Raw genomic sequence first — 25,840 nt, forward strand, 5'->3', positions numbered from 1 at the left:
GGTCTGGCCCTACTCGTAACGGAGAAGCAACGGAGCTAAGACGGTGAAAGTACGGAGCTAAGGACTGGACATGAGGAGGAAATTGAAAGGGCATGCAAAACACTCCCCTATAAATAGTTCAAAAAACCACACAAAAATAGTGGAATGGGTGCAGGGCACTTTCACTATGTAATGATATGCATTACAAAGAAAAGATTATCAATTGAGGGGTGATTATTATTGCGGTAAATCTAAATAAACATGGCGATAATCGATCCAAAAAATCTTTTACTACAGGGTATGTCGGGTAAGATCGGCAACCTGGTATTTAAGCAGATGCCTAATGGCAAAACGCACGTGTCGGCAGTGCCACGAAACACGGGCAAGGGAAACACAGAAGCGCGCCACGCTACCCGGACGACGTTTAGAGCGGGCGTGCTTTACGCTCAAGAGGTATTGAAGGATGAGGGGGCAAGGGCTTATTATAAACGATATGGGCGTAAGCACCGGTATGAATACCATGCGGCTATAAGTGACTATAAGCAGGCACCGGAAATAAAGGAAGTGAGCTTTATCAATAAGGGTAATGACCTGGAGCTGAGAATAGTGGCGGTGGATGATACACGGGTTTGCGCGGTGCGATGCGAATATGAAACGCCGGGAGGCAGGAAGGTGGTAAGGGCTATCGAAGACGAACTGAAGGATAGCTGGAACGCGAAAATACCGGTGGCTGCTTTATGTGGCGGCAGGGTTCGTATAGTGGCGGTGGACCGGCCGGGAAATGAGGATGAATATGTGATTGAACTGTCCAACTACCTGGGCTAGTAAGGAGGGTATATGGGGAAACCTTAGGCTTTACTTATTCTTTATTCTCATTACTTCCACGATGGAGGGCTTTGAGTGATATGGTGGAAACTTTTGAATGCATAACCCCTGGGGCGGTGCCAGGAGTTTTGTATGTTGCTTTTATCGTGTACTACATGGATAGGATTGATAAAGCTGACAACCTCCTCCGCCTCCACAGGCAGAATAGTCGCAGGTTTCACACCAGTTGATGGACTGACATAAACTTCGATCACTCTCTGCACCACCTTTAATGGATTTTTTTAGCGAGGTTTTGAAACTTTGCACCTGCAGTTGGTGGAGGCTTAGTTTGTCTTTCTTCATAGCTTCATATATTAATTTTAATTAATTCCATTATTATAAGAAATTTTCTTCACAATAAGCATATTGACCAATAATAAAACACCCTTTCACCGAAATACACCTATCTATCTGCCCTCACACCCTACCTATGACTAAAACCGGCAGACATAGAGGCTTCCTGCAGCTATGTGACCGCTTCTTCTGCAAATCACTCATTTATTATACAATGAATCCGTCTGCCCCATGATTTTACCAGCTATTGCTTTTTTATTGACTAAATGTCTCCTTCTGTTCAAATTACAGCGACCAAACATGAACTATGGAACCTAAATTAAGTGCGCGCAGGGATAAGGAACGCCTGATACTGATCGGAGCGACTTGCTTTCTTTTCGCTTTTCACCTTATCGGTAATGCATATTTCAGCTACGGTTACTTTCGGGATGAGCTTTACTACCTGGCTTGTGCGGAACACCCTGCCTGGGGCTATGTAGACCAGCCCCCATTGTCGATATGGATCCTTACTGTATGGAAGGTGCTATTTGGCAAAAGTCTCTTCATGATTCGGATGGTACCTGCTATAGCTATTGCGGGGGTGATCTGGTTTAACGGCAAAACCATACTGCGTATGGGGGGCAATGCGGTGGCGGTTACCATTGCTGCTTTTTGTATTATTACGGCCCCTATCTTCCTGGCTATGGGCACGTACTATAGCATGAACAGCCTAGATATGCTGTTCTGGTCTGTGGCCATATACCTGGTTTGCGGCATGGTGCAGGCATGGAGGCTTACCATGAAGCAATGGGTGGTGCTGGGTATAGTGATGGGGCTGGCACTGCTTAATAAAATCAGCTTCCTGTGGTTCGGGGCGGGGCTCGGGGTAGCTATGGTGGCCACGCCACTGCGGAAGGAACTGACTACGGCGGGACCATACGTAGCTGCGGCTATAGCACTGGTACTTTTCTCTCCGTATATATTCTGGAATATGGCTAATGGCTGGGCTCACGTGGAGTTTATGCAAAACGCCCTGCAGTACAAATACCAGGGCATTACCAGAAGCGACTTTATCAGCGAGGTGATTCTACAGGAGAATCCTCTGGCTATTCCGGTATGGGTATGCGGCCTTATCTTTTATTTCTTATACAGGCCTGGCAGAAAATACATGGCCCTGGGACTTATATTTCTTACGACCTTTTCCATTTTGCTTATAAACGGCCATAGCAAAGCAGAGTACCTGGGGGCTTCATTTCCTGTTTTGTTTGCAGGGGGAGGTATGCTGATCTCAGGAGCAGGTAAAGTAACTTACCTCAGGTGGGCACCATATGCCCAGGTTTTGCTCCTTCTTGTGTCACTGACTCTGGCCCCGATGGTAAAGCCGCTTTTGGCACCGGAAGACTATATATCTTTTAGTCAGGCACTGGGGGTAAGACCTGGAAATGCAGAAGGTAAGGAGGTAGCTGCCCTGCACCAGTTTTATGCAGACATGCACGGCTGGGAGGAGATGGCGCAGAATGTCTCGGAGGTATATAAATTGCTACCGGAGGATGAAAAAGTAAATGCGAGGGTATATGCAAATAATTACGGCGAAGCGGCTGCTCTGGAATTGTACAGTGACCGCTATCCTTTACCGCTAGTCATGGCCGGGCATAACAACTACTTCCTGTGGGGGCCGGGAGATAAGCCTCTGGAGACGGTAATAATAGTGGGAGGCGAAAGGGAGGACCACCTGCAATCTTTTGAGGTGGTGAAGGAGGCCGGCTACCACGGGGCAACCTATGCTATGCCTTATGAGAATAACCTGACGATATATGTTTGCCGCAAACCAAGGGCCGCCCTGGAGGTGCTTTGGCCGGCAGCAAAAAATTATAACTGATACGGCGGATCAGTAAGTTTAGGGATATTAAACTACCGCTAGCTCAGATGTAACTTTTTACGGGGCTGCCCAATGCTATCTAGATACAAACACTACACTCAACACGTTAATGCAATAGGCGTTTATAGCGATCTGGGTAAAGGTGCTCCAATAGAAATGTACCATTTTAACAATTTTTTCATTTTTTTCTTGCCTTCTATAGGGGGTAATGGTTAAATTATTAAAACATATCCTGTAAAAGCTAATATAATTTAAATGAGTACCAGCACAGAAAAGGACAACCCGCCCCGCCCTGTATTTGACTTCTACCTGTGGACCTGAAAGCATCCTGCCGGCCCTGTTCCCCCTAGGCTATTCCCAGTTTATAATCGAGGGAGTAGCGGTTATATTCATGCAGTGCCAGAAGTATAGCAAGGTAAAGAGAGTAAAATAGCTGGGTAGCCACGGCGCTCCAGTTTTCGATCATGCATGAGCCAAAAATCAGGGTGAGCATGATAATGGAGGCTGATGTTAAGGCCAGCCGTGAAAACAACCCCACCAGAAGTAATAAGCCAAGGGCGAGTTCGGCAAATGGTAAGGCGTAAGCAAAAGGTGTTACAAGCCACTGGGGTAAGGGTGAGCCGGAAAACTCTCCTGTCATCCACTGGCTGAAACCATCCAGCTTGGGCATCCTGATAAGGCCATGCCCTGTAAAGCTACCCCCTACTGCTAACCTGGCGAACAGGTAAGCGCTAAATTTATTGGCTGTCATATGATTGGTTTTATTTAAACAATCCGGAGGGTGCCGGATGGTTGTAAATACTTAATTGATTGTGAGTTAGGACATGCTTTGGTGTCTTCGGATTCTCCATTTTAAATAAAACAGGCTCCTGAACATACATCCATGTTAAACTTTTTCGTATATTATTTGGGGAATCATTCATTGTTTAAAACCACTTTCGGGTCACTCGGTTATTAAGATCATACTCTTTTTGAGCGGAGAAGGTACATGAAGACACAGAAATTCAACAACATTACGGTAAGGCGCTACCTGCGAAATGAAATGAGCAGGCAAGAGGAAGCTGCTTTTAAGAAAATACTTGAAGAGGATCCGCAGTTTGCCGGCAAGGTGGCATTGGATAAGCAATTGATCAAGGGAGCAACACTGGGATTACACCTGAGGGCGCCGGCCATCAAACTCCACAAGCCGGTAATAGAAAAACAGGCTCCGGCCCGGCCATATGGTATGAATAATCTGTATGTGTGGGGAGCCTTTGCAGCGGCACTTATTCTACTCGCTGCCACGGTTGTTTTATTAATGAACAGTAAGGTAGAAACAGCCACTATTTACTCTCGCCATTACCGGCCTTTTATAGACCGCAGCGCTGCATTGGAGACGAAATACCAAAAGCCGGTGGAGGCATATGAAAATGGCTTTTACGACCAGGCTGTACAGGGTATGGATAATGTACTGATCTTTGAACCAAAGGATGTAACAGCTAATTTTTATAAGGGTCTGGCACTGCTTGCCGGTGGCAATACGGAAAAGGCCATTGCGCATCTGACTACTGCGTCTGAGCTAATGCCCTTTTCAGATAGGGGGCCTGTACTATATTACCTGGGCCTGGCACACCTTAAAAACGGAGATGCCCATGCGGCACGAGAGGCCCTGGAGGGGTTAAATGCCTTTGAGAATATGTTCAGGGTGAAGTCTAATGAGATCCTGAACAGCCTGTAGCTTACTTTCCTGAAAGGGGGCTGATAATTATCCGCTTATATTTTAACCCCCTTACCTACTTTATTGCCTTTTTCCTCAAAGAGTGTGGAGGTACGTACTTTATCTAACAGCTCATTAAGGGTACCCGCTTCTTTTTCCGTAAGTACAGACAGTTCGTCGTTCCAGTTATTCATAACGGGATCGATCTTTGCCAGTAATTCCAACCCTTCGTCAGATATATGTACATCTACGGCCCGGCGGTCGGAAGGGCACTGCTTTCTTACGACGAGATTTTTTCTCTCCAGCTTGTCCACAATCCGTGATGCATTGGACATTCTGTCCAGCATACGCTCGATAATGAGGTTAATGGTGCTTGGCTTGGGGTGCTGACCTCTAAGTATCCGTAATACGTTATACTGGGCAGCCGTGAGCCCAAACTTTTTAAAAACGACAGCCTGTCGCTCGTTTAGCCAGCTAGATGTATACAGGATATTAATCACTAACTTCTGGTATTCGGATGTGAATTTCTTTTGGTGGATATCATCTTCTATTGCCATACTACTATTTATTAACCTCTCCACATATGCCTGTAAAGATTTGGTTACGTTAATCTAACGCTACTCTACCCGCAAATTGTTTAACGTCCAATTCACAAAACACCATAACGGGGAGGTAAATCAACAAAAGTCTTCGACGAAAATAAACAGAAAAATCCAAACACCAGCCACTAAGGGGCACCAAAGCAAAAAACATTCGCTTTATGAAACGAATGTTTTTGTCAAGCTAAGCTTATTCAGCGGGGAAATTAAATCAGCCGTTGCCTCCTCTATGGCCTCTTCGTTTTTCCATGCGTTTTTTCATGCGCTGATTACGCTTCTCAGCCATTTGGGTGTATTTAGCATCCTGCTCATCGTCAAGTACCGCCAGAATGTCTGAATCGGTTTTCTCTTTCAACGCCTTCATCTGTTCCTTTACAGCGGTACGGTCTACTTCGTCACTCTCTTTGATATTCTCACGAATACCTTTCATCTCCTCATGGCTATCTTCCAGAATAGAGCGGATCTCCTGCTCCTGCTGATCGGTAAGCTCCAGCTTTTCATCCAGCCGTGCGATGTGTTTTTCCATGCGCTCTTCAGGGGAGATGTCTTTACCTCTGTGCCCTCTGCGTCCGCCGTCCTGGGCCATGCCCTGCATGGTCACGAGGCTAATCATTGCGAAAATTATCAGTCCTTTTTTCATAACTTGTTTACTATTAAAATCTGTTTTTCAATTAATTATCTTAGGGTAAGGGGGTAGGTTTTCTCCCCTATTGTTACTGCGCCTAACCTGTCGCATGGCTGCCCTCCTACGGGGTCATAGTCGAGTGTCCAGCTTAATCCGTTTTCGTTTTCGTAAGCAATAATACCGTCAACAAAGGTTCTGGCGCAGCCGGCTTCTGTGTTACGGATGAGGGGTTCCTTCACGGTATAGGAGAAGGTTACCCCTCGCCTGTTGGTGCCGGATGTATTGCCTGTCACCTGGACCTTGTTATCAAATGGGTTGCGGGGGGTGTCTGCGCCCTCCACTACCTGCAGTTGCCTGTTGCTACTCCAGCTTACTGAACCGCGGGCATTGGTATAGGTGGCCTCTGTGAGGGTAATATGAAAGGCGGGTACACCTTCGGGCTCAGTAGCATTGGTAATGGTTTTGGTACCGGTGAGCAGGTTGTCATTCACGTAATAATCCTGCAGGCTTATGGTACGCGATGCGCCCGGCTCATGTCTGTAGCCGTCGTAGCTGATGACGATCGTGCCTCTTCGGTACAGCCCGTCTTTACCGAGGCAATTCTCCTCACCAAAATCAATGGTTACCTGCCGGTTTTCCTCATGGTGTGTTACGGTAGCGCATGCTGCCAGTATGCGATGCTCGCGCTGGCTCACGCTGCCGCCTTCCAGGCTTTCGGAAATAATTGCCATCTCATCTTCCACCAACTCAAAAACCGATTCCATTTCGCTCTCGCCTTCGGCCTGTACAATGGTAACGGAGACCTCAGCTCCCGGCTCTGCGGACTGGCTAAGATCATCGGACTCATCCTGGCAGGCGGTAAATCCCAGCATCAGGGTGAGGCTAAGCAGGGCGGCGGTTGTGGGTGTTCTTTTCATGTATCTATTGGTTTAATTTTCTGAATACACCCCTTAGACCTGGTATAGCCTGGCTGGTTTAATGGGGCATTTGATTTTTGTGAAAAAAATACCGGGGAGGTGGTTTACACCTTAGTTATATATGGGGAAGGATATTTTCTGAAATTTATTTTATTGAGGATTAAACCGGGGAGCCACACCGCGGTCTAAGTATCAAATACGGGTTGGCATTTGGAAGACCAGGAAATAGTAAAAAGACTGAAAAACGGTGAAGGCCGTGACCATGCTTTTCGTCTTTTGGTGGAGAAGTACCAGGAGCGGATGTATTGGCATATCCGGAAAATGGTGATAGATCATGAGGATGCTGATGACCTGGTACAGGATGTTTTTGTAAAGGTGTGGAAGGGGATAGACCGCTTCAGGGAGGATAGTAACCTGTATACATGGCTGTACAGGATAGCTACGAATGAGTGCCTTACCTTTCTGAATAAAAAAAAGAGGCGCTTTTTTCTACCGATTGGCCGTAATGAAGGGGAGCTGGAGCTAAAGCTGGAAAGTGACGCGCTTATATCGGGAGATGAAGTAAGCATGAGGCTGCAAAAAGCACTGCTGAAGTTACCGGACAAGCAAAGGCTTGTATTTAACATGCGCTACTTTGATGAGATCGCCTACGAAGATATGGCGAGGATCACTGACACCAGCGTAGGGGCGCTTAAGGCGAGTTATCACCATGCTGTAAAAAAAATTGAAGAATTTATCCGTGAACATTAAACCCTGGTGTAAAAAACCGGTCAAACAGATATGAAACCTCAGAAGAAGCATACGGAAAAGACTAAGCTTACCTTGCCGGGGCGTGATGGCCAGGCTCGGTTCCGGACACCGGAGGGCTACTTTGATTCGTTGCCCAACCGGATCATGGATAAGGTAGCTGAGGAAAAAGAAGCGGGTAAGCGGCCTGGCAAACTGGCCCCTATGTACCCGATGGTGGTGTCTGCGGCGGCGGCATCACTGCTGGCTATAGCGGTATGGTTCTGGCAGTCGGAGGGTGCTGGTACACATGCTCCGGACAGTACGGAGCTCCTGGCTCAGCTTTCTGACCAGGAAATGATAGACTACCTGAGCCAGAGTAATATGGATGTGGAGGAGATAGCTGAAACAGCACCTGAAAGCCTGCCGGAGGAAGTGGAAATATTTCCTGAGGGGGAAGAAATACCTGATGAGGTGTGGGAAGAGGAAATTATGTATGGGGACTTATATGACCTGATCTGAAAAACCTGATATGGATATGAAGAAAATAATACTGATAACCCTTATGATGATAACTGCTGGTGCGGCTTATAGCCAGCGTGGTAGCGGGGAATACAGGGAAAAACTTGAGGCGGCCCGCATTGCCATAATCACTGAAAAGCTTTCGCTGAGCCCGGAGCAGGCACAGCGGTTCTGGCCTATATTCAATGAGTTTGACGACAAGCGGAAAGGGCTGCGCAGAAACATGGCGGAAGCCCGCAGAAACCTACAGATAGGTGACTTAAGTGAAGCAGAGGCGGATAAGCTGCTGGATGAGTGGAAGGCGCACCGGATGGCTGAGGTAAAACTGGAAACTGAATATATGGAGAGGTTTCGTGAGGTGCTTTCAGCCAGGCAGGTGCTGGCTCTCATATCTGTAGAGGACGAATTAAGGAGACGTCTGCTGCGCAGACTGAACGAGCGGCGGGGTGGCTAAATGTATTTCATGAACAGACAATAAAAGGCGGTGAATGGGGCAAGGTCATTCACCGCCTTTTTTTCTGCGGGACGGGCTTTGGTCTTAATTATTGATAACTGGTCGTGGATACTTCTTAAAATCCTGTATTTTGGCGGCATGGAGTCCCGCTTAACGCTCTTTGAACTGAATCGACTGATTCGCAATACTCTTGATGCTAACCTGGAACCGGGCTACTGGGTGGTGGCTGAAATAGGTGAAATGCGTATGAACCAGCGCGGCCACTGCTATATGGAACTGGTGGAAAAGGAGGATGACCAGGTAAAGGCTAAGATCCGGGCTAATATATGGGCGTACACGTACCGTAATATCAGCGGCTGGTTTGAGGCTGTAACGGGCCAGGGGCTGGAGCCGGGCATGAAGGTGCTGGCTTTTGGGAAGGTGCAGTTTCATGAACTGTATGGTATGAGCCTGAATATTCAGGACATAGACCCTCAGTTTACGCTGGGGGAAAGGGCGCGCCGTAAGCAGGAGATACTCAAGCTGCTTAAAGAGGAAGGGGTATATGACATGAACCGGCAACTGCCGCTGCCACTGGTGCCTCAGCGGCTGGCGGTGATCAGCTCTCCTACTGCGGCCGGTTTCGGAGACTTTGTGCACCAGCTGGAAAACAACCGCAATGGCTATCACTTTGAGATTGTGCTGTTTCAGGCACTGATGCAGGGTGACAAGGCGCCTGCGGCTATAGTGAACGCGATGCACCAGATCTATGAGCAGATGGATTGCTTTGATGCGCTGATCATCATTCGCGGGGGTGGCAGCCAGGTGGACCTGGACTGCTTCGACACGTATGAGGTGGCTTCGCACGTGGCGCAGTTTCCATTGCCGGTGTTTACAGGCATAGGTCACGAGCGGGATGAGACCATCGCTGACATGGTGGCTCATACTTCCTTGAAAACGCCTACGGCGGTGGCTGAATTCCTACTGAGTGGGGCGACACGCTTTGATGACCGGCTGAACACTGCACTCAGATCACTCATACATGTAGCGGCAGGCAATCTGAGCCGGGCATCCAGGCTGACTGACCAGTTGTCGGGCCGGTTGCACATGTCTGTACAGCAACGCCTGCACAATGAATCGGTAAAGCTGGAAGTGGCAGGCAGGGACATCAGAAACCAGGCATCAAACTACCTGAACCGGGAAGAAAACCGCCTGGAGGAGATGGCAAAAGCATTGAAAAAACTACCGGAAGCCAGGCTGCGTTCTGAAAAGGACAAACTGGTATATCTGGAAAAAAGCCTGAACCTGCAGCACCCTGACCGGCTACTGGAAAAGGGCTATACCCTTACGCTGAATAAGGGAAAAATCGTAAAATCTGCGGCTGACCTGAAGCCGGGTGACACTCTGGAAACGAGGGGGCGGGATTTTGTATTATCAAGTACTTTGGATAAAATCGAAGATGGAAAAGCCTGAAGATTTGCCTTATAGCGAAGCGATAAAGGAGGTGGAGAGTATCCTGCAGCATATTGAGAACCGGGAACTGGACATAGATGACCTTTCCGGCAACGTAAACCGTGCCCTGGCGCTGATCAAGGCATGTAAGTCCAAACTCAGACATACGGAGCAGGACCTGCAAAAGGCACTGAATGACATGGATTCGGATGCGCCGGAAGAGCCGGCGGCAGATGCCTAGGCCAGGACTCACTTACCACTTCACTATAAACTTTATACCCCTGATAGCACTCATATGAGCGTATTAAAAAACATGATCACACGCTGTGCCTTATTGATGGCATGCGTAGCCCTTGCTCCCGCCTGTTCTGACTCGGATGAGGATGATGGCTCACAGGAAGCTGTAGGTGAAGAGGCTCCGGTGCCTACTCCCCCTGTAGCTGCTATACAGACGGACACGCTTGTGATGTTCGATACGGTAATTTACGATGATTATGCCTGGCTGAAGGATAAGAAGGATCCGGAGGTGATAGCTTACCTGGAGGCGGAAAATGCCTATGGTGACAGCCTGATGGCAGGTACTGAAGAGGTGCGGCAATCCCTGTATGATGAAATGCGCAGCCGTATAAAGGAAGAACAGCGCATGCCTGCGGTACGCAATGATGATTATTATTACTACACGCGGTATGAAGCGGGTAAGGAGTATGCTATCCATTGCCGTAAAAAGGACAGCATGTCCGCTGAAGAAGAGATATTGCTGGATGAGAATAAGCTTGCGGAGGGGGAGGACTACTTTCGCCTGGGCCAGTATAAGGTAAGTCCGGACCATAGTCACCTTGCGTATACGGTTGATCTTAGTGGCAATGAAATTTTTACCCTGTTCGTAAAAGACCTTCGAGACCAGACGATGCTTACGGATAGTATCCCCGGCCTGAGCTGGTCGCTGGATTGGGCTACGGATAATCAGACGCTCTTTTACAGTGTACAGGATGAGGCTAAGCGTCCTTATAAAATATTCCGTCACGGCCTGGGCACTCCTTATAGTGATGATAAGCAGGTGTACCATGAAGAAGACGAGCGTTTCTTTGTGGATGTGAGGCTGTCACGCTCGCAGCAGTACTTGCTGATCTCTTCTGAAAGCCAGGTAACCAGTGAGGTGCATCTACTCCCTGCCGATGATCCGTATACGAAGCTGAGCCTTTTTGCGCCCCGGAAGCAGGGGGTGAAATACTCCGTTATGCCGCATGATAATACGTTCTTTATCCTGACCAATGCGAATGCGGTAAACTATAAGCTAATGCAGGCAGGGGCGGGCCAAACCCGGCCGGCAAACTGGCAGGAGGTGATCGGACACCGTGAGGATATTACCCTGGAAAGCGCCCAGGTATTTAAGGACCATGTGGCGATAATAGAGCGGGAGACGGGACTGCAGCGTATTGGGATTTTACCGGTCATGAACCCGCGTGAAGCGCATTACATTCAGTTCGACGAGGAGGTTTATGCTTTATCACGAGAAGAAAACCCTGACTTCAATACGGACACACTCCGCTTCGGCTACCGCTCACTGGTGATGCCCTACACTGTTTATGACTATAGTGTAAGCGATCGCAGCCGGAAAATGGTGCACCGCGAGGAGGTTCCTAATTATAATCCGGATGCTTATGAAAGCAGACGTATCATGGCGACAGCTAAGGATGGCACGTCTATTCCTGTTTCGATGGTTTTTAAAAAAGGAACTAACCTAAAAGCGAACAACCCGCTATTGCTATATGGCTATGGCAGTTATGGCTCGGTGACCAGCCCGAGCTTTCGCGCAGACAGGGTGAGCCTGCTGGACAGGGGAATGGTATTTGCAATTGCGCACATCCGTGGCAGTGGCGATATGGGCGAAAAATGGTACCAGGCCGGTAAGCTCATGAATAAGAAGAATACCTTTACGGACTTTATAGCATGCGCGGAACACCTGGTAAATGAGGGGTATACCTCACCGGAAAAGTTGGTGGCCAATGGCCGTAGTGCCGGTGGTCTCCTTATGGGAGCCGTGGCCAATATGCGTCCTGATCTATTTAAACTGGTAATGGCAGAGGTGCCTTTCGTGGACGTTATCAATACGATGCTGGATCCTAACCTGCCGCTTACGGTGATAGAATATGAAGAGTGGGGCAATCCAAACAAACAGGCCTACTTTGAATACATGCTCTCCTACTCTCCCTATAATAATGTAAAGGAGCAGGCATATCCTAACATGCTATTTACAGGTGGGCTGAATGACCCGCGTGTAGGGTACTGGGAACCGGCCAAGATGGCGGCTGCAGTACGTGAAGCTAATACGGGGAACAATACCATAATGCTGCGTACGAATATGGGCTCGGGCCACTTTGGGGCTTCCGGCAGGTTCAGTTACCTGGAGGAAGTAGCTTTTAAATATGCCTTTATGTTCAAGTTACTCGGTATTGAGGCGGACCCTGGGGCAGGAAGTGATGACACAATGGCGCGGGCGGGGGATACCAAGTAGACCCGGTAATGGCTCAGGCGGAGTCCTTTAGAGAACTCTGATACCGATCGGCAGGCTTGGAGGGAGCTGATGAAAGCTCTTTCCGGGCCTCTTCGACCAGAATCCCCTGGAAAATCACCCGTATTATCTGATCAAAAATGGCACCGGCCCTGTCAGGGAAAGCATCCCGGATGGGGGCCGGTAATTGCTTTAAAAAGGCTGGGTCCAGCAGGTATTCTATGGCGCAGGAATACAACGCAATGACAACGGGGCGCTCAATGTCTTTGCGTACATAGCCTTGCCTGACCCCTTCTGCTATAAGCCGGTCAAAACGGTCAAAGGCTGCGGTACGCTTATAGTCCTCCAGACGCTCCCACATAGCCGGGAGGTGGACTTTAATATCGTGAACCAGCACATTGCTTATGTGGTTCATGGCTTGGCCCAGGTAGCTCAGAAAGGACTTAAGCTTTTCGGTGAAGGGCAGTGACTCATCTGCAAGGATTTCTTCTATTCTGCCGGAAACGATACTTTCAAAATCAGATAAAATGGCCTCAAGTAATTCCTTTTTGCTTGAATAAAACTGGTAAAGAGTCTTTTTGCTCATGCCGAGCGAACGCGCAATGTCATTCATTGTGACAGAGGTGAACCCTCTTTGGTAAAAGAGGGAACGGGCTGCCTCTTTTATTTGCCCCTTCCGTTTGTCTGTAGTGGCCATTTTTAAATGTTCAACCTATTTAATTAATCGTTTAAAAAACGGTCATTCAACTATAACTTTTTAGCCAAAAAACTATCCAGAAACAGTTATTTATAACACATTAATAACTAATTCAACTTCGAAAATACAACAAAACACCATTTCGGCACACTATTGTTCTTAACATACAAGTTTTCCCAAAATAGATCACATTGCTGTACGTCTTACTGTAACCTCTCACCGCTCCCGCACTACTTGTTTCAGTTGCCACTTTGCTTAAATTTGTGACCATAAGCGACACTATATGACCCAGGAAGAGGCGAAAAATAAAATCGGTTCACTAACGGCAGAGATAAACCGGCATAATCACCTTTATTACATGGAAAACAAGTCGGAAATATCCGACTTCGAGTTTGATCGCCTGATGAAGGAGCTGCAGGATCTGGAAGCAGAATTTCCGGACCTTGCGACGCCTGACTCTCCTACCCAACGTGTCGGCGGTACCATCACTAAAGAGTTTGAGACGGTGACGCATGCTTTTCCCATGCTCTCTCTCGGTAACACTTATAACCCGGAGGAACTTGAAGAGTTTGACAAGCGGGTAGCCAAACAACTTGAAGATGAGCCTTATACATACTTCTGTGAGCTTAAGTTTGATGGGGTCGCCATAAGCCTCACTTACGAAAACGGGGTACTGACCAGGGCTGCTACCCGCGGCGATGGTACGCGTGGGGATGATATCACCGCTAACGCCAAAACCATTCGTACGCTGCCACTGAGTGTGGACAAAAGTAAGGCCCCGGCCCGGTTTGAGGTAAGGGGTGAGGTGTACATGTCGAGGGAGGTGTTTAACAGGATTAATCGCGAAAAAGAGGAAAATGGAGAGGCCTTACTGGCTAACCCGCGCAACACGGCTTCCGGAACGCTCAAGATGCAGGACAGCAGCATTGTTGCAAAACGCCACCTGGACTGCTATATATACAGTATGGTAGGCGATGACCTGCCGGTTGAGACCCATGAGGAAGCAATTAAACTATTGGAAGAGCTCAATTTCAAGGTTTCACCGACCTATCGTAAATGCGGGAGCCTGAAGGAAATAGAAAAATATATCAGCGACTGGGAAGAGGAACGTCATAATCTGCCCCTGGACACGGACGGCATTGTGATCAAAGTAAACTCGCTGGCCCAACAGCGTGAACTAGGCAGTACTGCAAAAAGTCCCCGGTGGGCGATCGCTTATAAATACCAGGCAGAGGGCGCGCAGACTACACTGAAAGAAGTTACTTACCAGGTAGGCCGTACGGGGGCTGTTACCCCGGTGGCTAACCTGGAACCGGTATTGCTTGCGGGCACTACTGTAAAGAGGGCTTCTCTTTACAATGCTAATGAAATAGAACGCCTGGATCTGCGCATAGGTGACACAGTATCAGTGGAAAAGGGCGGGGAGATCATCCCTAAAGTAACGGCGGTAGACCCTACGAAACGAGAGGCTAACAGCCAGCCGGTAAACTACCCGGATAAATGCCCTGAGTGTGAGACGCCTCTGGTACGCAAGGAAGGAGAAGCTGTACATTATTGCCCTAACACGAAAGGGTGTCCCCCGCAGATTAAAGGCCGTATCGAACACTTTATTCAGCGCAGGGCCATGGATATTAATAGCATCGGCAGCCGTACGATTGCCATGCTATATGAAAAGGGTCTGGTAAAAAGCCCCGCAGACCTGTATTCGCTGAGCTACGATGACGTTTATGAGTTGGAAGGCTTCAAAGATCAGTCTACGAAAAACCTGCTGGAGGGTATAGAGGCTTCTAAGGCGCAGCCTTTCCGTAATGTACTTTTCGCCCTGGGCATTCGTTATGTGGGGCGAACGGTGGCTGAAAAGCTGGCGGCGCATTTCAAAACGCTGGAAAACCTGAAGCAGGCAAGCTATGAAGATCTGGTGGGTGTACACGAGATCGGCGAAAGGATAGCTGAAAGTGTAATGGAGTTCTTTACTGACGAAGAATGGCTGGAGGAGGTACAGCGCCTGCAGGAGGCGGGTCTCCGGTTTGAAGAGGAGGAAGAAGAGCAGCAGGAACAGGCATCTGATAGCCTGGCAGGCAAGACACTGGTGGTGTCCGGGGTGTTTACGGCCTTTAGCCGGGATGAGCTAAAAGATATTATCCGTAAACATGGGGGAAAAGTGGCTGGTTCGGTATCGGGTAAGACTGACTACCTGGTAGCGGGTGAGAATATGGGGCCCTCTAAGCTGGACAAGGCACGTTCGCTTAACGTCAATATTATTTCCGAAAAGGACTTTATCGAATTACTGGACCTGACTATTTAACTTGACTACTGCATTTCTCAGATACCGCATCAAACAGCTTCGTAAGTCGCGTAAGCCCTTACCCTCTAAGTCGTACTCAGACGCTCAAAGTGTAGGGATAGTATTCACTGTCAAGGGCATGGAGCGCCATAACGCAGTAAAGCAGTTTATCAGTGAACTAAAGGAAGACGGAAAAAAGGTCGAGGTAATGACCTTCCTTCCTGAGAGCACGGAAAACCACGAGTTTTTATTTGACTATTTTACAAAAAAGGATATATCTATAACCGGGAGGGTCAAATCACAGGAATTAAAGGATTTTATGGATAAGCCATTTGATTTTTTGATCTGTGTGGACCCTGACCCTAATGAATATCTGCTATTTTTACTAGCGGGGTCACCGGCTGCATGCCGGGTAGGACGCTATACGGAAAATCAGCAGCCATATTTTGAGCTAATGACAGCTGCGGAGGAAACACCCTCTGCGGCAGACTTTATGCGCCAGCTTATTAACCTCATTAAAAACCTTAAAAACCAATGAGCAGAAAGTTCAGCGGAGCGGGTGTAGCCCTGGTTACTCCATTTGACCAGGAGATGAAACCTGACTATACGGCATATGAAAAGCTTCTTACCCACGTCTCGAGAGAGAATGGGGTAGACTACCTGGTAGTCCAGGGCACCACGGGCGAATCTGTCACTACTACAGCGGCAGAGCAAGCCTCATTACTTAGGTTCACCATAGAGCACAACCCTCGCAAACTGCCGGTTGTATATGGACTTGGAGGTAATAATACGGAGGCTGTGCTGGACACGCTCCGCCAGGCAGACCTTGAAGGTGTGGACGCTATACTATCTGTAAGTCCGGCATATAACAAGCCGCACCAGGAGGGGATAGTAAGGCACTATACGACTATTGCTGACGCCAGCCCGGTCCCTGTCATATTATATAATGTGCCAGGCCGGACGGCTTCTAACGTAAGGGCAGAAACCACGCTGAGACTGGCAGAGCATCCAAATATCATAGCCACTAAAGAGGCTTCAGGCTCACTGGAGCAGGCTATGGAGATCAGCCGCCATAAACCAAAGGACTTCTATTTACTATCCGGTGATGATATGCTAACGGTGCCTATGATGTCTGTAGGGGCAGAGGGGGTAATCTCAGTGCTGGCAAATGGCTTTCCGGACCTGATTCATGATATGGTGCACGCTGCTCTGAAAGGGGATTTCAAAAAGGCCTCTGAGGTAGCCTTCCGCCTGATTGACATGAACTCGCTTATATATGAAGAGAGTAACCCGGTAGGAATAAAGGCTGTGCTGGCAGCAAAAGGAGTATGTGACGCACGGGTACGTATGCCATTACTCCCTGTGAGTGAAGACCTTAACAAGCGAATACTACAGGTACTTGATAAGATGTAATTAGGTATAATACTATAAAAAGAAAGGCTGACCGTATTACACGATCAGCCTTTTTATCTTTATAAGAGACTCGAATTATGATTCGTTGTTCTTGATGTCCTGAACCTCAACACGGATTTCCTGAGCGAGGTTTTTCAGCTCCTGCATGCCCTTTCTAACGCGGGTACCGGCAGCCTGATTTCCTTTTTCGTAGAACTTATGGAAATCACCTTCTAAGGACATTACCAAGTCTCTGATTTGGTCAAATCTATTCATACCTAATAGTTTTGAAGTTATTGATTATTTGTTTAATTCGAACCGGGAACAATATAAGTAAAATGTTCAGAAATCAACAAATTAAAGCTGATTTTAGCACATTTTTTTACTCAGCAAAGGCAGCCGCCAGCTCTCCTTTTCTATAGACTCCGTCGTTCAATTTGTCCTGTACGGACTCAAAAGCGCGGATGGTTTCGTCTACATCTTCCATGCTGTGAGCGGCTGTAGGTATAAGGCGTAACATAATAACATCCTTAGGTACTACAGGGTATATAACAACTGAACAGAAAATATTATAATTTTCTCTCAGGTCATAGCTTAAAGCGGCAGCTTCTCCAACCCCACCGGAAAGCATAACAGGTGTTACCGGAGACTGGGTGGTACCGATATTGAAGCCTTTCTCTCTGAGGCCGTTCTGCAGACCGTTCACCACTTTCCAGAGATTTTCCTTCAATTCCGGCATGCTGCGCAGCATTTCCAGACGCTTGATACCACCAATAACTAATGGCATGGGAAGGGACTTGGCAAAGATCTGAGACCTGGTATTATATCGAAGGAACTTAATCACATCCTTATCACCGGCAGCAAAAGCACCGATGCTGGCCATGGCCTTGGCAAAAGTAGAGAAGTACACGTCGATACCGTCCTGTACACCCTGCTCCTCGCCGGTACCTGCGCCGGTGGCGCCCATGGTACCAAATCCGTGAGCATCATCTACCAGCAGGCGGAATTCATACTTCTCCTTAAGGGCCACAATATCCTTAAGGTTACCCATATTACCGGACATACCGAATACACCTTCGGTAATAACCAGTATACCACCACCATTCTCATTGGCAAGGCGGGTAGCACGCTTAAGCTGCTTCTCAAGGTTTTCGATATCATTATGAGGATATACGAAACGCTTGCCAAGGTGCATTCTGAGTCCATCGATAATACATGCGTGACTCTCTGCGTCGTAAACGATCACATCCTTACGGTCAACCAGCGCATCGATAATAGACATAATGCCCTGGTAACCGAAGTTCAGCAGCATGCAGTCCTCCTTCTGAACGAAGTCAGCAAGCTGGCCTTCAAGTTCTTCGTGGTACTTTGTATTACCGGACATCATACGGGCACCCATGGGGTATCCAAGCCCCCACTCTGCCGACGCATCGGCATCCACCTTACGGATATCAGGGTGATTAGCCAGTCCGAGGTAGTTATTTAAGCTCCAGGTAAGTACTTCTTTCCCTCTGAATTTCATTCTGGGAGCGATATCACCTTCCAGTTTAGGAAACATGAAGTACCCCTCGCTAACGTCGGAATGCTTGCCCAATGGCCCTCTGTCCGATTTAATTTTGTCGAATAAGTCCACTAATAATTATGTTTTCGTTATTACAACATTACAGTAGCCTGCAAAAAAGCACACAAATGTAACACTATTAGCAGTATCACCAAAGGACGCTTATAAAATGCACGGTCTGTTTAGAAAATAATAATTAATTAATTAGCATTGTAAGGCCGTTTTTCATCGCAAAAGTTCCTCACTGATGGCAAAAATTAACAAATTACTTATCGCCAACCGTGGAGAGATCGCTCTTCGCATCATCCGTTCTGCCCGTGAAATGGGTATATCGACCGTAGCTGTATACAGCGAAGCTGACCGTAATGCCCTGCATGTCAGGGCGGCAGATGAAGCAGTCTGCATAGGTCCTGCGGCTTCTTCCGCCTCTTACCTCAAAGGGGAGGTAATCATTGAAGAGGCTAAAAAACTGGGGGTAGAGGCTATTCACCCTGGCTACGGGTTTCTTTCTGAAAATGCAGACTTTGCACGCCAGGTAACCGAGTCGGGGTTGATTTTTGTAGGCCCCTCGCCGGAAGCAATAGAGGTGATGGGCAGCAAACTGGCAGCTAAAGCGGCTGTATCTAAATATGACATTCCGCTGGTACCGGGTACGGATAAAGCCATAGAGGACCCGGCGGAGGCTAAGAAAATCGCCGCTGAAACGGGTTACCCGATTCTGATCAAGGCCAGTGCCGGTGGGGGTGGCAAGGGTATGCGTATTGTGCAGGCCGAGGAGGAACTGGAAGAGCAGATGCAGCGGGCTGTGAGTGAAGCAGTATCTGCTTTTGGCGACGGAGCCGTATTTATAGAAAAGTTTATTACCAGCCCTCGCCACATCGAAATACAGGTACTCGGGGATACGCAGGGCAATATTGTCCACCTTTTTGAAAGAGAGTGCAGTATACAAAGGCGTCACCAGAAGGTGATAGAGGAGGCTCCCTCGTATATCCTGACGCCGGAGGTACGGCAGGCTATGGGTGAGGCAGCCGTAGGTGTGGCAAAAGCGTGTAACTACTATGGGGCAGGTACGGTAGAGTTTATCGTGGATGATGAGCTGAACTTCTACTTCCTGGAGATGAACACGCGCCTGCAGGTGGAGCATCCGGTAACTGAACTGATCACAGGGGTTGACCTGGTAAAGGAGCAACTGATGATTGCGATGGGCAATCCTTTGAGCTTTAAGCAGGAAGACCTGAGTATTAACGGCCACTCGCTGGAGGTACGTGTGTATGCGGAAGACCCTACTAATAACTTCCTCCCGGACATAGGTAAGCTACAGACTTACCAGCGGCCCCAGGGCCCCGGTGTACGGGTGGATGACGGCTTTGAGCAGGGCATGGATATTCCTATCCACTATGACCCTATGATTGCCAAGCTGATCGTACATGGCAAGGACCGTAGGGAAGCTATAGACAGGATGATACGCGCTATTGAGGAATATCGTATCACGGGTATAGAGACGACCCTGTCATTCTGTAAATTTGTGCTGAAGCATGATGCATTTGTATCGGGAAAATTTAACACCAAATTTGTAGACCAGCATTTTAAGCCTGAATACCTTGATGAGCCCCCCTCGGAAGATGTGCTTGAACTGGCAGCGGCCCTGGCTGCACGGGCGTGGCGTAAGAAAAACGAAATGGCCGGGGGGAAGGCTCCGGATCAGGCTACGACGGGCAGAGCCAGCGCCTGGAAACTTCGCGGAAGATAAAAGCTAAATCACCAGATGGCAGAAATCAGACCTTTCAGGGCCTGGCGGTATAACCGTGAGCTGGCTCCGAAAATAGACAGCCTTACCTCTCCCCTGTTCGATGTGGTATCGCCCAGGCAAAGGGAGGCACTCTACCAGACCCCGTATAACAGCATTAATATTTCGGTACCGAGGGGTGAGCAGCCTGCACAGCACGCCAAAGAGCTACTGGCTGATTGGAAAGAAAAAGGGGTAATCGTGCAGGATGACCTTCCGGCAATCTATGTTTATTACCAGTACTTTTCCCTTGCCGGCAGTACCAAAGAATATTGTCGTAAGGGGTTTGTTGTGATGATCAAGGCTTATGACTGGCCTGAAAAGGTCATCTTACGGCATGAAAACACTATCCCTCATGCAGTAAATGACCGGATAGATCTGCTGAAAGCGACAGAAATGCATGCCAGCCCTACCCACGGGCTTTACAGTGACGATAGCTTTGAGCTGGAGCGGTATATGGATGAGAGTATGCGACACCCGATTTATGAGTCAGAAGACTACCAGGGGGTGCGTGATGTACTTAGCATTATTCATGATGCCAAGGTGATCAAGCGCTTTGTGGAGAAGCTGGAAAGAAAACAGGTGATCCTTGCGGACGGACACCACCGGTATGAAAGCTCGCTCATCTACCGCAAGGAAATGATGGCAAAAAATCCGGATCACACGGGGGAGGAGTCTTATAACTACCATATGATGTACCTGACTAATATGGAGTCTGATGACCTACGCATTTTATCCACGCACCGTCTGCTTCAAAATCTTGAAAACTTCAGCGAAGAGGCCTTCATGAAGGCAGTGGAGCCATATTTCATCATCAAGAACATCAATAACCCGTCAGATATCCACGAGATTATTCTGGGAAAAAAATGGGCTTTCGGCCTTCTGTTCAAAGAAAATACCTATAAGATTCGGCTGAAGCCGGAGGTGTTTGATCAGTTGAACTGGAATTTTCCGGAGGTGGTGAAGGAACTGGACCTGACGGTACTACATTATTTTGTACTGGAAAAGGCGCTGGGGATCCCGGGTCATAAGCAACGTGCAAGCCGTAATATCATTTTTGAGCGCAACTTCAGCGAGTGCCTGCGAAGTGTACTGGGGGGCGAGTCTCAGTGCGCTATTATCACCCAGGATATTAGCATGGAAGAGGTTAAAAAAGTGTGTTTCAGCGGCTATACGATGCCACAAAAGTCTACTTATTTTTACCCTAAAGTAATCAGCGGATTTATTTATGGCTCGATCAAACCTGAAGAATTTGTCCCTAAAGCTCATTCTCTCTTCTAAATCGCCCCGGCGACAATACATCCTTAAAGAGGCTGGATTTGATTTTACTACCCGGGTGAGGGAGGTAGAAGAGATTTACCCTGACGACATGGATGTATGGAAGGTAGCCTCTTACCTGAGTGAGCTAAAGGCATCTGCTCATAAAGACCTTGCGGATGACGAAGTGCTACTCACCTCGGATACAGTAGTGATACTAGATGACACCTTGCTGGGCAAACCGGTAAATGAAGAAGATGCCATGCAGATGCTGCGAAATATGAGTGGTAAGCACCATACGGTAGTCACTGCGGTGTGCCTGAAAACCAGCAAAGGAAGCTTTACATTCGATGACCGGGCAGATGTATATTTTCGCCCTTTATCGGAGGAGTTTATTCGGGACTACGTAGCAACGGGTGAGCCTATGGATAAGGCAGGTTCTTATGGCGTACAGGACCGCTTCGGTATGCTGGGAATAGACAGGATCAACGGCTCTTACTTTACGATAATGGGCTTGCCTGTGCATAAGGTGTATGAACACCTCTCCTACCTGGCGAATAACGGCCGGCTGCCTCAATAGATTACCCACCATGCGCCACCTCATTGGCCTTATTAAAAAACACTACCAGGAAGATTTTCACTGGCCCTCATCACTTATTGTATTTATTTTCCTGGTAGCCGCGATTGTTATAAACAGTTACCTGGATATAGAGGATTACTACATTGACAAGGTATGGGCGGGGCACCCTATTCGTGTCCTTTGGTTCTTCCTGCTGTTTAGTGTTCCGTATTATCTAAGCTGCTGGGTACTCCACGCATATGGCCTTACGGGCAACGCTTTTCTATCCAGGGGTTTCTATGCCCGCAGTGTGTTTATCCTGATATGCATGGCTTTTGACTCTTCTTTTAGCTGGCACTGGGAATGGATCCGAAGTACGTTCGATATGGGGTATGCCTACTGGTTGCTAAGGTGCAGTAATAATCTCCTTACCCTTTTCACTATTTTTCTTCCGCTGGGGATTTACTATTATCTGGCTAAGGAGCGTACTGGCTTTTACGGACTAGGCAACAGGAATATACACTGGCAAGGTTACCTGGTCCTGCTTGCGTGCGTGGCACCGCTGGTAGCAGGGGCCTCTTTTACGGAGGGTTTTCAGGATGCTTACCCGCGGTATACTCCTTACTATACTTCGGACCTCCCGGGATGGATTAAGGTGGTGGTGTATGAGCTTACCTATGGGCTTAGCTTTATCTCAGTAGAGCTTATTTTCAGGGGCTTCCTGGTCATTGGCATGCTGAGAATCCTTGGACCACAGGCGATCTTACCCATGGCGGCCCTGTACTGTGTCTATCACTTCGGTAAGCCCCCCATGGAGGCTTTCAGTTCTATTTTCGGGGGGTATTTACTGGGGATACTTGCCTATTACAGCCGTTCCATCATCGGAGGCATCCTGCTTCATGTAGGACTGGCCTGGATGATGGAACTGGCTGCATGGCTGCAGAGGCAGTAGGGGGAATTATTCCTGCTCTTCTTCTTCTTTCTCGCTGCCGCCAGTTTTGCGGCGGCTCCTGCGGCTGGTAGTCTCTTCGCGTTCTTTTACGCTTATGCGGTCTCCGTCTTCCAGCTCTTTACTTACTGCCAGGAAAGGCCCGCTAACTACTTCCTGACCTTCGCTTAGCCCTTCGGTAACCTCAATATTGTCAAAGTCACTAATGCCAGTCTTTACGATTTTAAGGTCAGCCATTCCACCCTCAGCAATAAACACGACTTCTTCTACTTCTCCTTTACTTTTGCTTTCACGGTATGCGGCTACAACTTCGCCATCTTCCAGGGTGCGGGTAGCCACTGCTGACAAAGGGACTGCCAGCACGTTACGCTTGACATCTGTTACGATATCCACGCTGGCCGTCATGCCGGGTCTGAAAGGGGCGTCTGTATTTCCTTCGGCTACAAGGTCTTTATAACTATCATTAAGGATGCGCACCTTCACTTCAAATTCGGTAACGGCCTCGTCGGTTGCTTTCTGATTAGCCGTATTCGCGATGGCAGTCACTACGCCTCTGAACTGCTTATCAGCAAAGCTGTAACTATCGACATCGATCTCAGCAGTGTCACCCACACCTACTTTGATGATATCATTTTCGTTGACATCTACGCGCACTTCCATTCGGCTCAGGTCGGCGATACGGAGCATTTCGGTACCCTGCATCTGGCTGGTACCTACCACGCGCTCTCCCTTCTCTACGTTCAGTAGTGATACGATACCGGTAACGGGGGCGTACACGCTGGTAAGGCTAAGGTTTTCTTTTGCCTCAGAGACATTGGCGAGGGCTGTTTTAACCATATAGTTTGCAGCCAATACATTTTGCTTGGCTCCCTCAAGATCCTGATCGGCCACCAGATAGTTAGTCTTGGCCTGTTCAAAATCACTGTCGCTTATCACTGAATCTTCGTAAAGCGCCTGCTGGCGGTCGAACTCAGACTTAGCTCTGAGCTTCTGGGCTTCGGCGCGTGACAGTCGTGCCTGAGCTTCTGCAAGCGATGCACGCTGCTGATTCAGGGAAGCCTCGGCCCTCGCAAGGGCGGTCTGGAAGTTATCGGGTCGAATACGGATGAGCAGGTCACCTTGTCTCACGCTGTCTCCCTCCTCCACATTCAATTCGATGATCTCACCGGGTACATCAGGGCTGATCTTTACCTCTGTTTCCGGCTGTATGGTGCCGGACGCAGTCACTTTCTGAATGATCGTGGTACGCCGTACTTCTGCCAGCTCAACCTCTCTTGCATTAGGCTGACCAATCCACCCCTGGCGCTTAGCCACCATAAGTACTATCACCAGAAACACGATAAGTGCTCCGATGATATACCATTTTTTATTCGATTTTTTACGTTTAGCAGTAGCCATTCATGTTTGTTTAGCGTGAGATAAATCAGTCTAGGGTAATAGGCTGGCCCTGGTAGAATTCCAGTATTTTCTTCTTAAAAATGTATTCGAATCTGGCACGAAGCAGTTCGGAACGAGCCCGGAACAGGTTATTGCTAGCCAGTTGATAGTCGACAAAATTCAGTGCACCAACATTGTACTGCTTTTCAGTAGCGCGAAAGGCTTCTTCAAGTGACTCTACCTGCTGCTGGCTTGCCTCAAAGGACTCGCTGGACGTTACCACATCGGTATAGGCCGTCTCTATGCTCTGCCTCAGGTCCTGACGTACCTGCAGTGCCTGCAGCTCTGCCCTTCTCTGGTTAATGGACGCACGCTGGACATTATTTCTGGTTCTGAAGCCGTTAAGTATCGGGATATTGAGACTGATGAACGCACTCTGAGAGAAGTTTTCATCAAACTGTTGCCATACGCCAATGCCACTTTCAATATTTCTTTCAAAATCTAAACCTTCTATCACTACCAGCTCAGACTGATCAGAGGCAAGATACCCAACAGTATCAACCACCATTATGGGGTCCCCTATCAGGGTGCGGGATTCTCCAAGGCTGGAATAATTAGTCCGTAGTGAACCGCCCAGGCTGAGGGTAGGGTAATATTCTCCCCGAGCTGACTCCACACTGTATTCGCTACTTTCCACCGACTTGTCAGCACTTTCTATTTGAGGCAGTACCTGTTCGGCATTCTGATAAATCTCATCGGAAGACTGCTCCAGCACATCGAGGGTGGCCACATCCAGGTCAGGGCTCTCTACCTCTATTTCTTCTTCGGCCGGAAGCCTAAGTAGTTGCTTCAGGTTAAGCTTGGCAATAGCGAGGCTATTTTCTGCCTGGATCAGGTCACGGCGGTTGCTCGCGAGCTGGGCCTGAAATTCCAGCAGGTTGCTGGCAGGAAGCACCCCTGCATCCACTAACCGCCTGGTACGGTCTACCTGCTCTGAGGTAGTCTCCAGTTGGCTCTCGGCGATCCTGATTTGTTCTTTGGCAAACAGTACATTCAGGTACTGGTTGGCCACCGACAAGGTAATGTTATTAGATATCGCCTTTAGTTGTGCCTGGGAAGCAAGGACATTGGCCTCATTGGATTTTATATTATTCCTGAGGCTAAACCCGTTAAAAAGCAATAGATTTCCGCTTACACTCCCTGAGGCAAACTTAATCTCCGTATTCACAAAGTCGTTGGTGGTCGGGTCAATGGACCTACCCCAGTTGAAACCAGCCTGCGTGTTGGCATTGAAGGTTGGCAACTGGTTATGTCTGGCCTGATTGAGATTTATCTCGCTTTGCTGAACATCCAGGCGAGCCTGCTCCACGGTCAGGTTATTACTTACTGCATGCTGGATAGCCTCTTCCAGGGACCACACCTCTGCCTCCTGTGCTGTGGCCCCAAAGGACAGCAGCAAACCGGCGAGGGCTCCCAGGTACTTTTTCCTGTTATTCATAGT

At 48.4% G+C, this 25,840-nt stretch carries 25 protein-coding genes; 16 read left to right on the forward strand and 9 right to left on the reverse strand.

The window, feature by feature from the left end:
- Nucleotides 1–240 precede the first annotated feature (240 nt).
- The gene (locus AB9P05_RS23165) at nucleotides 241–804 is read left to right on the forward strand and encodes a hypothetical protein (RefSeq protein ID WP_371911222.1); all 564 of its coding nucleotides are present in this window, start codon (nucleotides 241–243) and stop codon (nucleotides 802–804) included.
- Between the two features lie 640 nt (nucleotides 805–1,444).
- Nucleotides 1,445–2,995: an ArnT family glycosyltransferase gene (locus AB9P05_RS23170; RefSeq protein WP_371911223.1), complete on the forward strand. Its 1,551-nt coding sequence runs from the start codon at nucleotides 1,445–1,447 to the stop codon at nucleotides 2,993–2,995.
- A gap of 346 nt (nucleotides 2,996–3,341) precedes the next feature.
- Here AB9P05_RS23170 and AB9P05_RS23175 read toward each other — a convergent pair whose 3' ends face one another.
- Nucleotides 3,342–3,746 (reverse strand): DoxX family membrane protein, encoded by a 405-nt coding sequence (locus AB9P05_RS23175; RefSeq protein WP_371911224.1) that lies wholly within the window; start codon nucleotides 3,744–3,746, stop codon nucleotides 3,342–3,344.
- A gap of 237 nt (nucleotides 3,747–3,983) precedes the next feature.
- On the opposite strand from AB9P05_RS23175, the gene AB9P05_RS23180 reads away from it, so the two are divergent.
- Entirely contained in the window at nucleotides 3,984–4,712 is a 729-nt protein-coding gene (locus AB9P05_RS23180) for a tetratricopeptide repeat protein (RefSeq protein ID WP_371911225.1), read from the forward strand.
- A gap of 35 nt (nucleotides 4,713–4,747) precedes the next feature.
- Here the strand turns inward: AB9P05_RS23180 and AB9P05_RS23185 are convergent, their stop codons facing one another.
- The 3 genes from AB9P05_RS23185 to AB9P05_RS23195 form a co-directional block, all read right to left on the reverse strand.
- Entirely contained in the window at nucleotides 4,748–5,248 is a 501-nt protein-coding gene (locus tag AB9P05_RS23185; protein WP_371911226.1) for a MarR family winged helix-turn-helix transcriptional regulator, read from the reverse strand.
- 253 nt (nucleotides 5,249–5,501) lie between these two features.
- Nucleotides 5,502–5,930 (reverse strand): Spy/CpxP family protein refolding chaperone, encoded by a 429-nt coding sequence (locus tag AB9P05_RS23190; protein ID WP_371911227.1) that lies wholly within the window; start codon nucleotides 5,928–5,930, stop codon nucleotides 5,502–5,504.
- Between the two features lie 35 nt (nucleotides 5,931–5,965).
- A complete protein-coding gene (locus AB9P05_RS23195) occupies nucleotides 5,966–6,832 on the reverse strand; it encodes a hypothetical protein (RefSeq protein WP_371911228.1) in 867 nt (288 codons plus the stop codon).
- A gap of 210 nt (nucleotides 6,833–7,042) precedes the next feature.
- On the opposite strand from AB9P05_RS23195, the gene AB9P05_RS23200 reads away from it, so the two are divergent.
- From AB9P05_RS23200 to AB9P05_RS23225, 6 genes are all read left to right on the forward strand, one after another.
- Nucleotides 7,043–7,582 (forward strand): RNA polymerase sigma factor, encoded by a 540-nt coding sequence (locus AB9P05_RS23200; protein WP_371911229.1) that lies wholly within the window; start codon nucleotides 7,043–7,045, stop codon nucleotides 7,580–7,582.
- 30 nt (nucleotides 7,583–7,612) lie between these two features.
- Nucleotides 7,613–8,080, forward strand: a complete 468-nt coding sequence (locus AB9P05_RS23205; protein WP_371911230.1) for a hypothetical protein — start codon at nucleotides 7,613–7,615, stop codon at nucleotides 8,078–8,080.
- A 16-nt stretch (nucleotides 8,081–8,096) separates the two neighbouring features.
- Complete coding sequence (locus AB9P05_RS23210) at nucleotides 8,097–8,534, forward strand: Spy/CpxP family protein refolding chaperone (RefSeq protein ID WP_371911231.1); 438 nt, start codon at nucleotides 8,097–8,099, stop codon at nucleotides 8,532–8,534.
- A gap of 138 nt (nucleotides 8,535–8,672) precedes the next feature.
- Nucleotides 8,673–9,986 (forward strand): exodeoxyribonuclease VII large subunit, encoded by a 1,314-nt coding sequence (gene xseA / locus AB9P05_RS23215; protein ID WP_371911232.1) that lies wholly within the window; start codon nucleotides 8,673–8,675, stop codon nucleotides 9,984–9,986.
- Nucleotides 9,973–10,206, forward strand: coding sequence for an exodeoxyribonuclease VII small subunit (gene xseB, locus AB9P05_RS23220; protein WP_371911233.1), 234 nt, complete (start codon nucleotides 9,973–9,975; stop codon nucleotides 10,204–10,206). Before xseA ends, xseB begins: the two co-directional genes overlap by 14 nt.
- A gap of 54 nt (nucleotides 10,207–10,260) precedes the next feature.
- Nucleotides 10,261–12,480: a S9 family peptidase gene (locus AB9P05_RS23225; protein WP_371911234.1), complete on the forward strand. Its 2,220-nt coding sequence runs from the start codon at nucleotides 10,261–10,263 to the stop codon at nucleotides 12,478–12,480.
- 13 nt (nucleotides 12,481–12,493) lie between these two features.
- Here the strand turns inward: AB9P05_RS23225 and AB9P05_RS23230 are convergent, their stop codons facing one another.
- Complete coding sequence (locus AB9P05_RS23230; protein ID WP_371911235.1) at nucleotides 12,494–13,174, reverse strand: TetR/AcrR family transcriptional regulator; 681 nt, start codon at nucleotides 13,172–13,174, stop codon at nucleotides 12,494–12,496.
- 283 nt (nucleotides 13,175–13,457) lie between these two features.
- Between AB9P05_RS23230 and ligA the strand changes: the two genes are divergently transcribed.
- From ligA to dapA, 3 genes are read left to right on the forward strand one after another with little or no spacing between them, the layout of a single operon-like run.
- Nucleotides 13,458–15,479, forward strand: coding sequence for an NAD-dependent DNA ligase LigA (gene ligA / locus AB9P05_RS23235; protein WP_371911236.1), 2,022 nt, complete (start codon nucleotides 13,458–13,460; stop codon nucleotides 15,477–15,479).
- A 1-nt stretch (nucleotide 15,480) separates the two neighbouring features.
- Nucleotides 15,481–15,996, forward strand: a complete 516-nt coding sequence (locus AB9P05_RS23240) for a hypothetical protein (protein ID WP_371911237.1) — start codon at nucleotides 15,481–15,483, stop codon at nucleotides 15,994–15,996.
- A complete protein-coding gene (gene dapA, locus AB9P05_RS23245) occupies nucleotides 15,993–16,871 on the forward strand; it encodes a 4-hydroxy-tetrahydrodipicolinate synthase (RefSeq protein WP_371911238.1) in 879 nt (292 codons plus the stop codon). Before AB9P05_RS23240 ends, dapA begins: the two co-directional genes overlap by 4 nt.
- Nucleotides 16,872–16,946: 75 nt before the next feature.
- On the opposite strand, the gene AB9P05_RS23250 is transcribed toward dapA, so the two are convergent.
- Together AB9P05_RS23250 and AB9P05_RS23255 are read right to left on the reverse strand one after the other, a co-directional pair.
- Nucleotides 16,947–17,126, reverse strand: coding sequence for a histone H1 (locus AB9P05_RS23250; RefSeq protein WP_371911239.1), 180 nt, complete (start codon nucleotides 17,124–17,126; stop codon nucleotides 16,947–16,949).
- Nucleotides 17,127–17,232: 106 nt separating this feature from the next.
- Nucleotides 17,233–18,483 (reverse strand): aminotransferase class I/II-fold pyridoxal phosphate-dependent enzyme, encoded by a 1,251-nt coding sequence (locus AB9P05_RS23255; RefSeq protein ID WP_371911240.1) that lies wholly within the window; start codon nucleotides 18,481–18,483, stop codon nucleotides 17,233–17,235.
- 175 nt (nucleotides 18,484–18,658) lie between these two features.
- Between AB9P05_RS23255 and accC the strand changes: the two genes are divergently transcribed.
- From accC to AB9P05_RS23275, 4 genes are read left to right on the forward strand one after another with little or no spacing between them, the layout of a single operon-like run.
- The gene (accC, locus tag AB9P05_RS23260; protein ID WP_371911241.1) at nucleotides 18,659–20,161 is read left to right on the forward strand and encodes an acetyl-CoA carboxylase biotin carboxylase subunit; all 1,503 of its coding nucleotides are present in this window, start codon (nucleotides 18,659–18,661) and stop codon (nucleotides 20,159–20,161) included.
- Between the two features lie 15 nt (nucleotides 20,162–20,176).
- Nucleotides 20,177–21,478 (forward strand): DUF1015 domain-containing protein, encoded by a 1,302-nt coding sequence (locus tag AB9P05_RS23265; protein ID WP_371911242.1) that lies wholly within the window; start codon nucleotides 20,177–20,179, stop codon nucleotides 21,476–21,478.
- A complete protein-coding gene (locus AB9P05_RS23270) occupies nucleotides 21,426–22,034 on the forward strand; it encodes a nucleoside triphosphate pyrophosphatase (protein ID WP_371911243.1) in 609 nt (202 codons plus the stop codon). The genes AB9P05_RS23265 and AB9P05_RS23270 overlap by 53 nt, the downstream gene beginning before the upstream one ends.
- Nucleotides 21,988–22,965, forward strand: coding sequence for a CPBP family intramembrane glutamic endopeptidase (locus tag AB9P05_RS23275; RefSeq protein ID WP_371911244.1), 978 nt, complete (start codon nucleotides 21,988–21,990; stop codon nucleotides 22,963–22,965). Before AB9P05_RS23270 ends, AB9P05_RS23275 begins: the two co-directional genes overlap by 47 nt.
- Nucleotides 22,966–22,971: 6 nt before the next feature.
- Here AB9P05_RS23275 and AB9P05_RS23280 read toward each other — a convergent pair whose 3' ends face one another.
- Both AB9P05_RS23280 and AB9P05_RS23285 read right to left on the reverse strand, forming a co-directional pair.
- Nucleotides 22,972–24,360 carry an efflux RND transporter periplasmic adaptor subunit gene (locus AB9P05_RS23280; RefSeq protein ID WP_371911245.1) on the reverse strand — a complete coding sequence of 463 codons (1,389 nt, stop codon included), beginning with the start codon at nucleotides 24,358–24,360 and terminating at the stop codon, nucleotides 22,972–22,974.
- Nucleotides 24,361–24,385: 25 nt separating this feature from the next.
- Nucleotides 24,386–25,837, reverse strand: a complete 1,452-nt coding sequence (locus AB9P05_RS23285) for a TolC family protein (RefSeq protein ID WP_371911246.1) — start codon at nucleotides 25,835–25,837, stop codon at nucleotides 24,386–24,388.
- Nucleotides 25,838–25,840 lie beyond the last annotated feature (3 nt).

The organism is Roseivirga sp. BDSF3-8, from assembly GCF_041449215.1.
GTDB lineage: Bacteria > Bacteroidota > Bacteroidia > Cytophagales > Cyclobacteriaceae > JBGNFV01.

Excerpts from the sequence above, each read along its gene's own strand:
- AB9P05_RS23165 (WP_371911222.1), top strand. The coding sequence starts at position 241 with ATGGCGATAATCGATCCAAAAAATCTTTTACTACAGGGTATGTCGGGT.
- AB9P05_RS23170 (WP_371911223.1), top strand. The coding sequence starts at position 1,445 with ATGGAACCTAAATTAAGTGCGCGCAGGGATAAGGAACGCCTGATACTG.
- AB9P05_RS23175 (WP_371911224.1), bottom strand. The coding sequence starts at position 3,746 with ATGACAGCCAATAAATTTAGCGCTTACCTGTTCGCCAGGTTAGCAGTA.
- AB9P05_RS23180 (WP_371911225.1), top strand. The coding sequence starts at position 3,984 with ATGAAGACACAGAAATTCAACAACATTACGGTAAGGCGCTACCTGCGA.
- AB9P05_RS23185 (WP_371911226.1), bottom strand. The coding sequence starts at position 5,248 with ATGGCAATAGAAGATGATATCCACCAAAAGAAATTCACATCCGAATAC.
- AB9P05_RS23190 (WP_371911227.1), bottom strand. The coding sequence starts at position 5,930 with ATGAAAAAAGGACTGATAATTTTCGCAATGATTAGCCTCGTGACCATG.
- AB9P05_RS23195 (WP_371911228.1), bottom strand. The coding sequence starts at position 6,832 with ATGAAAAGAACACCCACAACCGCCGCCCTGCTTAGCCTCACCCTGATG.
- AB9P05_RS23205 (WP_371911230.1), top strand. The coding sequence starts at position 7,613 with ATGAAACCTCAGAAGAAGCATACGGAAAAGACTAAGCTTACCTTGCCG.
- AB9P05_RS23210 (WP_371911231.1), top strand. The coding sequence starts at position 8,097 with ATGAAGAAAATAATACTGATAACCCTTATGATGATAACTGCTGGTGCG.
- xseA (WP_371911232.1), top strand. The coding sequence starts at position 8,673 with ATGGAGTCCCGCTTAACGCTCTTTGAACTGAATCGACTGATTCGCAAT.
- xseB (WP_371911233.1), top strand. The coding sequence starts at position 9,973 with ATGGAAAAGCCTGAAGATTTGCCTTATAGCGAAGCGATAAAGGAGGTG.
- AB9P05_RS23225 (WP_371911234.1), top strand. The coding sequence starts at position 10,261 with ATGAGCGTATTAAAAAACATGATCACACGCTGTGCCTTATTGATGGCA.
- AB9P05_RS23230 (WP_371911235.1), bottom strand. The coding sequence starts at position 13,174 with ATGGCCACTACAGACAAACGGAAGGGGCAAATAAAAGAGGCAGCCCGT.
- ligA (WP_371911236.1), top strand. The coding sequence starts at position 13,458 with ATGACCCAGGAAGAGGCGAAAAATAAAATCGGTTCACTAACGGCAGAG.
- dapA (WP_371911238.1), top strand. The coding sequence starts at position 15,993 with ATGAGCAGAAAGTTCAGCGGAGCGGGTGTAGCCCTGGTTACTCCATTT.
- AB9P05_RS23250 (WP_371911239.1), bottom strand. The coding sequence starts at position 17,126 with ATGAATAGATTTGACCAAATCAGAGACTTGGTAATGTCCTTAGAAGGT.
- accC (WP_371911241.1), top strand. The coding sequence starts at position 18,659 with ATGGCAAAAATTAACAAATTACTTATCGCCAACCGTGGAGAGATCGCT.
- AB9P05_RS23265 (WP_371911242.1), top strand. The coding sequence starts at position 20,177 with ATGGCAGAAATCAGACCTTTCAGGGCCTGGCGGTATAACCGTGAGCTG.
- AB9P05_RS23270 (WP_371911243.1), top strand. The coding sequence starts at position 21,426 with ATGGCTCGATCAAACCTGAAGAATTTGTCCCTAAAGCTCATTCTCTCT.
- AB9P05_RS23275 (WP_371911244.1), top strand. The coding sequence starts at position 21,988 with ATGAACACCTCTCCTACCTGGCGAATAACGGCCGGCTGCCTCAATAGA.
- AB9P05_RS23280 (WP_371911245.1), bottom strand. The coding sequence starts at position 24,360 with ATGGCTACTGCTAAACGTAAAAAATCGAATAAAAAATGGTATATCATC.
- AB9P05_RS23285 (WP_371911246.1), bottom strand. The coding sequence starts at position 25,837 with ATGAATAACAGGAAAAAGTACCTGGGAGCCCTCGCCGGTTTGCTGCTG.